The following is a 13449-nucleotide window of genomic DNA, read 5'->3' as shown; positions in this document are numbered from 1 at the left end:
TGTCGTTCAAATCGCGTTAAATTTAGTGTAATCACGAGTTATGCGCAGTCATTTCTAAAGGACGCACTTTCTGGGGATATAACCGAATTTCAAGATCCTGGCGTCATTCCTGAGCCAGAGCCAACGATTCAATGCCTAATTTGTAACTTTTCAGGCAATGAAATGCGTTTTATCAAGCAAGCAGAGCGTGAACCTCGTGTTAATACAATACCAACTTCGTATTATTAGTCTAATTGAAGCATGACGTATTTTTCATTATTATGAAGAATACGTTTTTTTATTGTGTAGTGATAGCTAAAGTTTTTCAGTGTGAAAGGAAAATTTGAAGGGATTCATGAAAAAAATAAAGAAACTGTCGAAAATAATGTGATACAATGGTTAGGGCTTGCGAAGAAGTGTGATACTAATTCCGGTAGCAAGATAGTTTCTCGTGCACAACGTCAATTGGAAATTACACTTTTCCCTGTATAGCACGTATAGAAAGTCCATACTGATAGGAGGATTTAGGAAATGAATATCCATGAGTATCAAGGCAAAGAAGTCCTGAGACAGTACGGAGTCAGCGTTCCTAACGGAAAGGTTGCATTTACTGTTGATGAGGCAGTTGAGGCAGCGAAAGAACTTGGAACATCCGTTGTCGTGGTAAAGGCACAAATTCATGCCGGTGGTCGCGGTAAAGCAGGCGGCGTTAAGGTAGCTAAAAGCCTCGAGGAAGTTCGTACATATGCTAGTGAAATTCTAGGTAAAGTACTTGTCACTCACCAAACAGGTCCTGAAGGTAAAGAAGTTAAACGCCTTTTGATCGAAGAGGGCTGTGACATTAAGAAAGAATATTACGTAGGTGTTGTTGTTGACCGTGCAACAGGAAGCGTTGTATTGATGGCTTCCGAAGAGGGCGGTACGGAGATTGAAGAAGTAGCTGAGCACTCTCCTGAGAAAATTTTCAAAGAAGTTGTTGACCCAGCAATTGGTCTTCAATCCTTCCAAGCACGTAGACTTGCTTATGCAATCAATATCCCGAATGAGCTTGTAAACAAAGCAGTTAAGTTCATGCTTGCACTTTACAAAGCATTCGTTGAAAAAGACGCTTCCATTGCAGAAATCAACCCATTGGTTGTAACTGGATCTGGCGACGTTATGGCTCTTGATGCGAAATTAAACTTTGATTCTAACGCTCTTTTCCGTCACAAAGATATCGTTGAGCTTCGCGACCTTGAAGAAGAAGATGCGAAAGAAATCGAAGCTTCCAAATATGACCTTAGCTACATCGCACTTGATGGCAACATCGGTTGTATGGTTAACGGCGCTGGTCTTGCTATGGCCACTATGGACATCATCAAGCACTACGGCGGAGACCCTGCCAACTTCCTAGACGTAGGGGGCGGTGCCACGAAAGAGAAAGTTACTGAAGCTTTCAAAATCATCCTGTCCGATGAGCAAGTTAAAGGGATTTTCGTTAATATTTTCGGTGGTATCATGCGTTGTGATGTTATCGCTGAGGGTGTTATCGCTGCCGCAAGAGAGCTAGGACTTTCCCGTCCGCTTGTTGTTCGTCTTGAAGGAACTAACGTTGAGCTTGGTAAAAAGCTTCTTAACGAATCCGGCTTGAACATTGTTGCTGCTGATTCCATGGCAGATGGCGCACAAAAAATCGTTGCACTAGTAAAATAATCAAGCCTGAGCGGTTTGAAAAATATATAAGGGATGTGAACAATCGATCATGAGTATTTTGGTCAATAAACATACAAAAGTCATTACTCAAGGGATTACCGGCGCTACGGGTTTGTTTCATACCAAAGGCGGTCTGGACTACGGCACGCAAATGGTGGGTGGCGTAACTCCTGGTAAAGGCGGTACTACTGTAGATATCACGTTGGAAAATGGTGAGCTTGTTAAGCTGCCTGTATTCAACACTGTTGTTGAGGCGAAAAAAGTAACTGGTGCAACAGCATCTGTTATTTATGTACCACCTGCTTTCGCAGCAGAATCCATCATCGAAGCGATTGAAGCTGAGCTTGAATTGGTTATCTGTATCACAGAAGGTATTCCTGTTCTTGACATGGTACGTGTAAAACGATACCTAGAAGGTAAAAATACCGTTCTTATCGGACCAAACTGCCCAGGTGTTATTACACCAGGCGAGTGCAAAATCGGTATTATGCCAGGCTACATCCATACACCAGGTCACGTAGGTGTTGTTTCGCGTTCCGGAACATTGACTTACGAGGCTGTTCACCAATTGACAACTCGCGGAATTGGACAATCCTCCGCAGTTGGTATCGGTGGGGATCCAGTTAAAGGATCCGAGTTCATCGACATCCTTAAACGTTTCAACGAAGATCCGGATACGTACGCAGTTATCATGATTGGTGAAATCGGCGGAACGGCTGAAGAAGAAGCAGCAGAGTGGGTTGCGGCAAACATGACGAAACCTGTTGTTGGCTTCATCGGTGGTAAAACAGCGCCTCCAGGAAAACGTATGGGCCATGCTGGTGCCATCATTTCCGGTGGTAAAGGTACAGCTGCTGAGAAAGTTGCAACGATGGAAAGATGCGGTATCCGCGTAGCGGCTACACCATCCGAAATGGGTTCGACTCTTGTTAGCGTGCTTGAAGAAAAAGGTATGTTAGATAAAGTTATCACAAAAAAATAAGCTTCGTTTCACGAAGGTAAGCAACCTTCCATTTCCCTTAATTGGGATTTGGGAGGTTTTTTTATTTTCAGCTTGATGCATAGATTTGTCATTCTTGGAAGGAGTGTATATACTAATGGATAATCGCAACTGTTTAATTGGCTTGCACGAGCTTGAGGGGATTGGGTGGAAAACGATTCACCAGCTCTTAAGTCGTTTCACTGAACTTAGTGTTTTAATTGGGATGTCAGCAGGTGAGATCTCTTCATGTGGAATCCGAAGGACAATAGCAGAAACTATTGCGACACAATTGACCCCTGCGTTTATTGAACAAAAGATATATCAATATAGAAGTCAATCCATTCGAATCATGACAAGATTCGACGAGGACTATCCGTTAAATTTGCAAGAAATTGCTCAGCCGCCATGGGTGTTATATGTGAAAGGAGACCCTTCGCTTTTACAGGGGCGCTTACTAGGTATAGTGGGTACTCGAACCCCTACGCTGTATGGGAAGAAAATCGCTGAAGAGTGGGCAGCCTCACTTTCAAGAGCAGGATTCGGGATTGTGAGCGGGCTAGCAAGAGGAATTGACAGTAAAGCGCATATTGGAGCACTGCAAGGAAAAGCGAAGACGGTGGCTGTTCTTGGATGTGCGATCAATACGATCTATCCACGTGAGAATGCTCTCTTATTTCGCAAGATTGAGCAGGAAGGCGTGATTATTTCTGAATACCCAATAGGTACTGGGATGAGGCCAGGCATGTTCCCGCAGAGGAATCGAATTATTGCTGGACTATCTTTGGGTGTTACGGTAGTAGAAGCGGCAGAAGATAGTGGATCATTGATCACGGTTGAGTGTGCACTAGATGCTTCACGGGATGTTTTCGCTGTTCCGGGTCCAATTAATTCACGCCAAAGCAGCGGTGTACACAAGCTTTTGAAGGATGGCGCGAAATTAGTCACCTGTGTTGAGGAAATTGTCGAAGAGTATAAACACATGATAAATGTAGAAGAAATAAAAGTTGCTTTGAAACAAAAAACGACGTTTATTCTGACTGAAGATGAGGTCGAAATAGTTGGAAAGTTGTCAGATGAACCGGTCTCAATTGACACTCTATTAGAAGATACTCAATTTACGTTTGGACATTTGCATGGAGTTCTGTTATCTTTGGTATTGAAAAAGGCGATTAAACAGCTTCCGGGTTCAACATACATTCGAGCATAGGCTAATCACGAAGTTTTGCTTCTCGCCAAATAAACTTACCTTGAAACCAAGAGGGGAGGAAGGACGAACCATGGCAGATTCGTTAGTCATTGTTGAGTCACCAGCTAAAGCCAAAACCATCGGCAAATATCTAGGCAGTAAGTTCATCGTAAAAGCATCGATGGGTCATATTCGCGACCTTCCGAAAAGCCAAATTGGCGTAGAAGTCGATCGTAACTTTGAGCCTAAATACATAACGATTCGTGGAAAGGGTTCTATCCTTAAAGAACTCAAAGACGCAAGTAAAAAAGTGAAAAAAATATATCTAGCGGCGGATCCGGATCGCGAAGGTGAAGCGATTGCTTGGCATTTAGCCCATTATCTCGACGTGGGTGCAGATGAACTTTGTCGTGTTGTGTTTAATGAGATTACGAAGGAAGCTGTTAAGGATGCCTTCAAAACACCTAGACGCATCAATCAAGATCTCGTTAATGCCCAGCAAGCACGTCGAATATTAGATAGACTAGTTGGTTACAAAATCAGTCCTTTGCTGTGGAAAAAAGTGAAGAAAGGACTGTCTGCTGGCCGTGTGCAATCGGTAGCTGTTAAGTTAATTCAAGACCGAGAAAATGAAATTAAAGCATTTGAGCCAGAAGAATACTGGTCGATTACAGCAGTTCTTGATGCGGGTAAAACTGTATTTGAGGCTAAGTATCATAGTCACAATGGTGAGAAAAAAGAACTGCACTCACAAGAAGATGTCGATTTGATTCTTGCTGCTATGGGTAACGAAGCGTTTATAGTAAAAGAAGTGAAAGAGAAAGAACGTCAACGTAACCCTTCCCCTCCTTTTATTACAAGCTCAATGCAACAAGAAGCGGCGCGTAAACTGAATTTCCGTGCTTCCAAAACGATGTCTGTGGCGCAGCAATTATATGAAGGTATCGATTTAGGAAAAGAAGGTACTGTCGGTTTAATTACCTATATGCGTACGGATTCTACGCGGATTTCTCCTATTGCCCAAGAAGAAGCCAAAGACTTTATTATGACGAAATATGGTCCAACATTTTACCCTGAGACGCCTCGTCAGTATTTGAAGAAAAATGCGAATGCACAAGATGCGCATGAAGGGATTCGACCAACTTCTGTACTTCGTGAACCTGATCAAATGAAAGCGTTCTTGAGTAAAGATCAGTACCGATTGTACAAGCTAGTGTGGGATCGCTTTGTTGCAAGCCAAATGGCGTCCGCGATCTTGGATACGATGACGATTGATTTAAACGCAGGAGAGACCGTATTTAGAGCGAACGGATCCAAAATGAAATTCGCTGGCTTCATGAAAGTGTACGTAGAAAGTAATGATGACGGTACGACGGAAGAAGATAAACTACTGCCTCCTCTATCTAAAGGTGATTCATTACCGAAGCAAAGTGTAGAGCCGAAGCAGCACTTTACGCAGCCACCTCCAAGATATACCGAAGCACGTTTAGTGCGTGCGCTTGAGGAGATGGGGATTGGACGACCAAGTACTTACGCACCTACACTTGAAACGATACAGAAGCGTGGCTATGTGGCAATCGAAGAGAAGAAATTCGTGCCGACAGAGCTAGGTGAGCTCGTGATCCAATTAATGCAAGAGTTTTTCCCGGAAATTCTCGATATAGAGTTCACAGCTCATATGGAAGAAGAGTTGGACTTTGTCGAGGAAGGGAAAGAGGATTGGGTCAGAGTACTCGACACTTTCTACACGTCCTTTGAAAAGCGATTAGAGTTTGCTGAAGAGGAAATGAAAGAAATTGAGATTCAAGATGAAGTTTCGGATGAAATATGCGAGAAATGCGGTAAGCATCTTGTTTATAAAATGGGACGCTTCGGTAAGTTTCTAGCATGTTCTGGTTTCCCGGACTGCCGGAATACGAAGCCAATCATTAAGGATATCGGTGTTACTTGCTCAACTTGTCACGCTGGAAAAATCGTTGAGCGTAGAAGCAAGAAGGGGCGCGTATTCTTCGGCTGTGATCAATATCCGACCTGTGATTTTGTTTCCTGGGATAAGCCAGTCAATCGGCCATGTCCAGCATGCAGTTCCATGATGATTGAGAAGCGAAGCAAGAATGGGGTTATGATTCAATGTACACAATGTGATCATAAGGAAGAGGCTGTTGACGAATCCGATCACACAGATGATATGAAAGATTAGAGGTGTCTGATTTTGCCAGAAAACCAAAGAGTAACAGTCATCGGTGCAGGATTGGCAGGCAGTGAAGCCGCATGGCAAATTGCCCGTCAAGGCGTGCCTGTTACTTTATATGAAATGCGTAATGTAAGGAAAACTCCAGCTCATATCACGGATCAGTTTGCTGAACTTGTATGTAGCAACTCTCTACGTTCTAATGGGCTGATGAACGCTGTAGGCGTATTGAAAGAAGAGATGAGACGGATGGACTCGCTGATCCTATCTTGTGCTGATGAGCATGCAGTACCTGCAGGAGGAGCTTTAGCGGTTGACCGTGATGGATTCTCACAAGCAGTTACCAACACGTTGCGGAATCACCCATTAATTGAAGTTCGTAACGAGGAATTAACAGCTCTACCAGAGGGAATTGTCGTCGTTGCGACCGGTCCTTTGACTTCACCAGATCTTGCAGCGGAACTAAAAGCTTTGATGGGCGAAGAATATCTATACTTCTACGATGCTGCAGCACCGATTGTTGAGAAAGATTCAATCGATATGAATAAGGTGTACTTGGCTTCTCGTTATGATAAAGGGGAAGCGGCGTACTTGAACTGTCCGATGACGGAAGAAGAGTTCAATGTATTCTACGAGGCTCTTATTACAGCTGAAGTCGCAGAATTAAAGGAATTCGAGAAAGAAATCTATTTTGAAGGCTGTATGCCATTAGAAGTAATGGCGAAACGCGGTAAACAAACTGTGTTATTCGGACCCATGAAGCCTGTTGGTTTAATCAATCCGCACACAGGTAAAATGCCACACGCAGTTGTGCAGCTTCGTCAAGATAATGCAGCAGGAACTCTGTATAATTTGGTTGGTTTCCAAACCCATTTGAAATGGGGCGAGCAAAAACGCGTTCTGCAGCTAATCCCTGGCTTAGAGCAAGCTGAGTTTGTACGTTATGGCGTCATGCATCGTAATACTTTCATTAACTCGCCTAGGCTGTTAGAGCCGACTTATCAATATAAACAACGTGAGAATCTGTTTTTCGCGGGTCAAATGACAGGTGTTGAAGGTTATGTGGAGTCAGCTGCTTCTGGATTGATCGCCGGTCTTAATGCAGGTCGCATGGCTAAAGGTCAAGAATGCGTAGTTCTCCCAGCTGAAACGACGTTAGGTAGTATGGCGCAATACATTACAACTGCAGAGTCTAAACATTTCCAACCGATGAATGCGAATTTCGGATTGCTGCCTTCGTTTCCAGAGCGTATTCGGAACAAAAAAGAAAAATACGAAAAGCTGGCAAACCGTGCATTAGAGAGTATTCAGAATTTTGAGAAAACAATCACTGAATAAGTTGTCATGTGATGATCCACTGTGTTACTATAAATTAATGTTTATTGCATTTTTCATTCGTTTGATCATACATTTACCTCTAGATGCGGTCTACTCAACCTTTAGACCTCGCTAGAGGTTTCTCTCATTTTTGCGACCCATAGGCAAGGAGAGATCTCTTATCGGAATTGATTCTTATAGAGGGGTGAATCGAAATGGAACCCAATCAAGCTACGTTTCATGCGACAACGATATTTGCAATTCGTCATCAAGGTAAGGGAGCTATAGCCGGTGATGGTCAAGTGACATTTGGCAATAGTATGATCATGAAGAGCACAGCCAAAAAAGTACGTCGTTTACATAGAGGGAAAGTCATTGCTGGTTTCGCCGGTTCTGTTGCTGATGCCATAACACTCTTTGAGAAGTTTGAAGGCAAGCTAGAAGAACATCATGGGAATCTTCAGCGGGCTGCAGTTGAATTAACGAAAGATTGGCGTCAAGATCGTGTGCTGAGGAGACTAGAAGCCATGATGATTGTCATGGATGCCTCTGGTCTTCTACTGCTTTCCGGTAATGGAGAAGTAATTGAACCAGATGACGGTATTCTAGCTATTGGTTCTGGTGGGAGCTTTGCACTATCAGCTGGGCGAGCACTTCATCGACATGCTCCTCAACTAAGTGCGAAGGAAATTGCTCACGCAGCGTTGACGACAGCAGCTGAAATTTGTGTGTTTACCAACCATAATATTATTGTTGAAGAGATTGAATAGACTAGAACGTATGTTTACATAGGAATATTAGCACACGCTCTCAATTGATCAATTAACTTTAGCCTACATTTAAGGAGGGTATTACATATGGCAAACAGCTCTCTTACCCCTAAACAAATTGTCCATGAACTAGATCGATACATTGTGGGGCAGAAAAAAGCAAAAAAATCCGTTGCGATCGCATTGCGAAATCGATATCGGAGAAATCTGGTTGATGAAAGCATGAGAGATGAAATTGTGCCGAAAAACATCCTCATGATTGGACCTACGGGTGTTGGGAAAACGGAAATTGCGCGGAGACTTGCGAAGCTGGTTGGCGCACCTTTTATTAAAGTTGAAGCGACGAAATTCACTGAAGTAGGCTATGTGGGTCGTGATGTAGAATCGATGGTGCGCGATCTGGTTGAGACGGCCGTGCGTATGGTCAAAGCAGAACGAATGGAGAAGGTCAAGGATCGTGCGGAGAAGCTCGCTAATGAGCGATTAGTCACTTTGCTTGCTCCAAGTCCTTCCCGTACCAAAACGCAGCGTAACCCGCTTGAGATGTTTTTTGGTGGGCAAAATAAAGATGAGCAAGAAGATACGCCGCCTGATTCGAATCTGGCTTCTAGAAGAGCTCAAGTCGCCGAACAATTATCCAATGGTAAATTAGAAAATGATCATGTAGAAGTTGAAGTGGAAGACGCGACGCCTTCCATGCTCGACATGCTCGGTGGTCAAGGCAATGAACAAGCCGGGATGAACATGCAAGAAATGTTCGGCAGCCTTCTGCCTAAAAAGATGAAAAAACGGAAATTGCTTGTGAAAGAAGCAAGAAAAGTTCTAACTCAAGAAGAAGCGCAGAAATTAATTGATATGGACGATGTCATCCAGGAATCAATCAATCGTGCGGAGCAAAGTGGTATTATTTTTATAGATGAGATTGATAAAATAGCCAGTAGCAGCCGCGGTGGAAGTGGACCAGATATATCGCGTGAGGGTGTTCAAAGAGACATACTACCTATCGTAGAGGGCTCCACAGTGGTGACTAAATACGGATCTGTTAAAACTGATTATGTGTTATTTATAGGGGCAGGTGCTTTTCATATTGCCAAGCCATCGGATCTAATTCCTGAGCTGCAGGGTAGATTCCCCATTCGAGTCGAGTTAAGTGATTTAACACTAGAAGATTTTGTTTCGATTTTAACGGAGCCCAAGAATGCTTTGACGAAACAATATACGGCTTTATTGCAAACTGAAGGTATAATGGTTGAGTTTGCTGAGGAAGCTATTCATGAAATTGCGCGAATTGCTGTTGAAGTCAATCAACAAACTGAAAATATTGGGGCTCGTCGTTTACATACGATTTTAGAGAAATTATTAGAAGATTTGTCGTTTGAAGCACCAGAAATCACATTAGAATCACTTGTGATCAATCCAGAGTATGTGCGTGATAAACTTAGCAGTATTGTTCAAAATAGAGATTTAAGTCAATACATCTTATAAGAAATAAGCAGGTTGCGGTTAGTAGGAGGCAGTTACATGAGTTTATTAAATAAAACAAGAAGGCTGAATCGTTTGCTCCAAAAAGAAGCGGGCAATGCGGTTAGCTTTATGGATATGGCAGAAGTACTGCGAGATGTCGTAATCGCAAATATATATGTGGTCAGCCGAAAAGGTAAAATTTTAGGTTACGCGGTAACGAATGATCCTGTTTCACCTGACATGAATCAAACGATTCTAATCGAGCGTAGATTCCCGATTGAATCTAATAATTTACTGCTTAAAATCGAGGAGACTTCATCTACATCGGAGCTTGACAGTCCGTATTTTTATTATACAGACCAGATGAAAGATATGTTTCCAGCGACTCATACAACCTTAGTGCCAATTATTGGCGGAGGTGACCGTTTGGGTACGTTGATTCTAAGTCGAAGTGAAGGTCATTTTATTGATGATGACTTGGTACTTGCAGAATATGGTTCAACGGTGATCGCCATGGAAATATTAAGAGAGCGCGCGGAAGAAATTGAAGAGGAAGCTCGCAGCAAAGCAGTGGTTCAAGTTGCAATTGGCTCATTGTCTTTCAGTGAAATGGAAGCTGTTGAACATATATTTGAGGAATTGGATGGCAAGGAAGGATTGTTGGTGGCGAGTAAAATTGCAGATCGCGTGGGAATAACTCGTTCAGTTATTGTGAATGCCCTGCGTAAACTGGAGAGTGCTGGCGTAATTGAAACGCGATCACTTGGAATGAAAGGCACTTATATCCGTATTTTAAACGAACAACTCATGCAGAGTATTGAACAGATAAAGTCGAAATTGTAACAACAAATGGTAAAGCCCTATCTGGAAAAAAGATAGGGCTTTTTTCTTATTGTAACTTATCGTATTATCTTAGATGATAAAGAGTGTAAGTCAAAGGTTTACATAATTCTACATATAGAACTATTTTGTATCGATAATCGAGAATTATGTCGAAACAAGAAGGAATTAATTCTCTCCATGTTGAATTAGTGATGTGAATATTATTTGAAGTGAAGGGGAATCGTTTATGTCTTTATTAGACAAGCCTAGTTGGAATATGATGGAGCGTTCGCTGGATGCATCGACGCTGAGACAAAAAGTGGCGGCGAATAACATTGCCAATGTGGATACTCCTAACTTTAAACGTTCCGATGTTGCATTTGAAGAGCTCTTACAAGGACAAATGAATGCGAATACACCTTCTATAGATGGCTATCGTACGGATCCTAGACACTTTGTGATTGGTAAATCGACTAAATTGCCAGATACCGAAATTAAATCAGATAATTCGACAGCAATTAACAACAATTTGAACAATGTGGATATGGATTATGAGATGTCTTTGATGGCCAAGAATCAGCTTAAATACAATACGATGATTCAACAGATGAACAGCGATTTCAAAAAACTACGTACGGTTATTGGGGGCAGGTAATAAACGATGAGACTTACTAACGGATTTGACATTAGTGCTTCTGCTTTAACTGCGCAACGCCTACGTATGGATGTTGTTTCTTCTAACATTGCTAATGCGGATACAACAAGAGCGAAATTTGTTGATGGCAAATGGATGCCATATACGAGAAAGTTAGTTTCATTCGAAACGAAATCTCAGCCAAGCTTCGCCCAGTCCCTGAATACAGCGATGGCAGATGGAACTGGTGAAGGAGTTCGAGTGAATAAAATATTTGAAGATAAATCCCCATTGAAACAAGTGTACAATCCTTCGCATCCTGATGCAGATACCAATGGATTTGTCTATATGCCAAACGTGGATATTACCAAAGAAATGGTCGACATGATTTCGGCAACGAGATCTTATGAAGCGAATGTAACAGCATTGAATGCAAGTAAAGCAATGATTAGTAAAGCGTTGGAAATTGGTAGATAGGAGGTTCAAGGATGATTGATAAAATTAGTTACAGCCCATTAAATATAATGAGCTCCGTTCAGCCGAAGGATAACACGGGTGAGGGTGCAGATGATCTTGGTAAGAAATTCGGATCTTTCTTGAACGACGCCATGACCAATTTAAGTGCGCAGCAAAAACAAGTCGATCAGTTGAACGAAAGCTTCATTAAAGGGGAACTTTCAGATGTACATCAATTGACAATTGCTTCTGAGAAAGCTTCATTAGGACTAGAGCTTACTGTTCAAGTCAGAAATAAAGTGCTCGAGGCGTACCAAGAAATTATGAGAATGCAGCTGTAAGTATAGAGATGCTGCTAAATTTGGGTCAATGAGGTGACAGAGTGAACGAGAACCTGCTCCAGTACTGGGAAAAGGTGAAGCAATACTGGAATCGTTATAATCGAACGACGAAAATTATTTTTTTAGCTACTGTGTTCCTTCTGATTTTAACTGCTGCGATTATAAGTGTTAATTTATCAAAGACAGATTATTCATTAGCCTATACAGAACTGCAGCCCAGTGACGCAGCTAATATTAAATCCTATCTGGATACAGCGAAAATACCTTATCATTTGAGTGCCGATGGTAAAAGCATAGAAGTGCCTACTAGTGAAGTCGCCAATGTAAAACTTGCAGTTGAGTCACAAGGCTTGAACAAGAACGGCTCCTTGGGATTTGAGGTTTTTAGCGGTAATAGCTCATTCGGCATCACGGACAACGAATTCAAAGTGAAATATTTGAGTGCCATTCAAGGAGAACTTCAACAGCTTATTAATGCGAACCAAGCCATTTCGAGTTCTAAGGTTAACATTTCTCTTCCAGAAGAAGGTCCGTTCTTACAGCAACAGGCGGAGAAGGCAACTGCCTCTGTGGTCTTGCAAGTGAAGCAAGGCTATACGTTAGATCAGTCCAAAGTAGATACCATTTATAATTTAGTTTCACATAGTATAAAAAATCTTCCAATTGAGAATATCTCCATATCGGATCAAAATTTAGTATCCTACAAGTTTAGTGGCGAAGCTAATAATACGCCGCGAGATACGGATATTAATACGCAGTTCCGGAATGATTTGCAGAAGAATATCAACTCAATGCTTGGCACGATGTTTGGACGCGATAAAGTTAGCGTTAGTGTATTTACAACAATGAATTTTGATCAGAAGAAAACTAAGGAGCAACTTGTAAGGGCACCAAATCAAGCTGATCAAAAGGGCATTGAGATCTCCTTGCAAGAAGCGAATGAATCCTATCAAAATAAAGGCACGGAGACAGGTGGAGTTCCTGGTACTGGCGAAACGGATGTTCCGGGTTATCCAGGATCATCGAACAATGGCAACTCCAGCTCAGATAAAAGTAGTAAAACAGTCAACTACGAAGTGGATCGTATTACAAATGACATTATTTCAACACCTTATGTCGTGAAGGATGTAAGTATTAATGTCGGCATAGAGCCGCCAGTCAGAGATGACCCGAACTCTTTAACTGCAGAAACAAAAACAGCCATTCAAAATGCGCTAGTAAATATCGTTAGAACTGCACTAGCTGATAATAAGACTACTTATACAGACGATGAATTACAGAAAAAAGTTACTGTTTTTGCACATTCGTTTGCAAGAACTTCCGAAGAAAATGCAACTAAGACATCTACTTATGTGACATATGGCGCGTTAGCGCTAGCGGCACTAGCAATTGGAGCATTTATTGGATTTGCAATACGTAAACGTAAGAAAGCAGCACAACAAGTTCTTGCTGAACAAGAAATGGATGTTACTTCTCAGAAGGCAGAGCTTCCAACGATTGATATTGAAAATGTAACGAATGACAATCAAGTGCGTAAGCAGCTCGAAACGCTTGCAAGAAAGCGGCCGGAAGAATTTGTTAACTTGCTGCGCACTTGGTTAGTAGACGAATAGAG

Annotated in this window: 12 protein-coding genes; all 12 read left to right on the top strand. The window is 42.1% G+C overall.

The features are described from left to right. Window positions 1–510: 510 nt before the first annotated feature. The gene (gene sucC / locus ASG89_RS33780; RefSeq protein WP_057315716.1) at window positions 511–1671 is read left to right on the top strand and encodes an ADP-forming succinate--CoA ligase subunit beta; all 1161 of its coding nucleotides are present in this window, start codon (window positions 511–513) and stop codon (window positions 1669–1671) included. A gap of 49 nt (window positions 1672–1720) precedes the next feature. Beyond that, complete coding sequence (gene sucD, locus ASG89_RS33775) at window positions 1721–2653, top strand: succinate--CoA ligase subunit alpha (RefSeq protein WP_057315715.1); 933 nt, start codon at window positions 1721–1723, stop codon at window positions 2651–2653. Between the two features lie 115 nt (window positions 2654–2768). After that, the gene (gene dprA, locus ASG89_RS33770) at window positions 2769–3860 is read left to right on the top strand and encodes a DNA-processing protein DprA (protein ID WP_057315714.1); all 1092 of its coding nucleotides are present in this window, start codon (window positions 2769–2771) and stop codon (window positions 3858–3860) included. A 70-nt stretch (window positions 3861–3930) separates the two neighbouring features. Then, on the top strand, window positions 3931–6039 hold the full coding sequence (topA, locus tag ASG89_RS33765; RefSeq protein WP_057315713.1) for a type I DNA topoisomerase: 2109 nt from the start codon (window positions 3931–3933) through the stop codon (window positions 6037–6039). Window positions 6040–6051: 12 nt separating this feature from the next. Continuing rightward, entirely contained in the window at window positions 6052–7368 is a 1317-nt protein-coding gene (trmFO, locus tag ASG89_RS33760; protein ID WP_057315712.1) for an FADH(2)-oxidizing methylenetetrahydrofolate--tRNA-(uracil(54)-C(5))-methyltransferase TrmFO, read from the top strand. A 194-nt stretch (window positions 7369–7562) separates the two neighbouring features. Continuing rightward, complete coding sequence (hslV, locus tag ASG89_RS33755) at window positions 7563–8117, top strand: ATP-dependent protease subunit HslV (RefSeq protein ID WP_057315711.1); 555 nt, start codon at window positions 7563–7565, stop codon at window positions 8115–8117. A gap of 87 nt (window positions 8118–8204) precedes the next feature. Continuing rightward, window positions 8205–9602 carry an ATP-dependent protease ATPase subunit HslU gene (gene hslU / locus ASG89_RS33750; RefSeq protein WP_057315710.1) on the top strand — a complete coding sequence of 466 codons (1398 nt, stop codon included), beginning with the start codon at window positions 8205–8207 and terminating at the stop codon, window positions 9600–9602. Window positions 9603–9638: 36 nt separating this feature from the next. Beyond that, window positions 9639–10424: a GTP-sensing pleiotropic transcriptional regulator CodY gene (gene codY, locus ASG89_RS33745; protein ID WP_057315709.1), complete on the top strand. Its 786-nt coding sequence runs from the start codon at window positions 9639–9641 to the stop codon at window positions 10422–10424. 226 nt (window positions 10425–10650) lie between these two features. Beyond that, window positions 10651–11058: a flagellar basal body rod protein FlgB gene (gene flgB / locus ASG89_RS33740; protein ID WP_057315708.1), complete on the top strand. Its 408-nt coding sequence runs from the start codon at window positions 10651–10653 to the stop codon at window positions 11056–11058. Window positions 11059–11064: 6 nt separating this feature from the next. Then, window positions 11065–11514 carry a flagellar basal body rod protein FlgC gene (flgC, locus tag ASG89_RS33735; RefSeq protein WP_057315707.1) on the top strand — a complete coding sequence of 150 codons (450 nt, stop codon included), beginning with the start codon at window positions 11065–11067 and terminating at the stop codon, window positions 11512–11514. 11 nt (window positions 11515–11525) lie between these two features. After that, on the top strand, window positions 11526–11834 hold the full coding sequence (gene fliE / locus ASG89_RS33730; protein ID WP_082593766.1) for a flagellar hook-basal body complex protein FliE: 309 nt from the start codon (window positions 11526–11528) through the stop codon (window positions 11832–11834). Between the two features lie 41 nt (window positions 11835–11875). Beyond that, window positions 11876–13447: a flagellar basal-body MS-ring/collar protein FliF gene (gene fliF / locus ASG89_RS33725; protein WP_057315706.1), complete on the top strand. Its 1572-nt coding sequence runs from the start codon at window positions 11876–11878 to the stop codon at window positions 13445–13447. Window positions 13448–13449: the final 2 nt, after the last annotated feature.

The organism is Paenibacillus sp. Soil766 (genome assembly GCF_001428105.1).
Classification (GTDB): Bacteria; Bacillota; Bacilli; order Paenibacillales; family NBRC-103111; genus Paenibacillus_E.
This window is presented reverse-complemented; position numbering and strand designations above follow the sequence as displayed.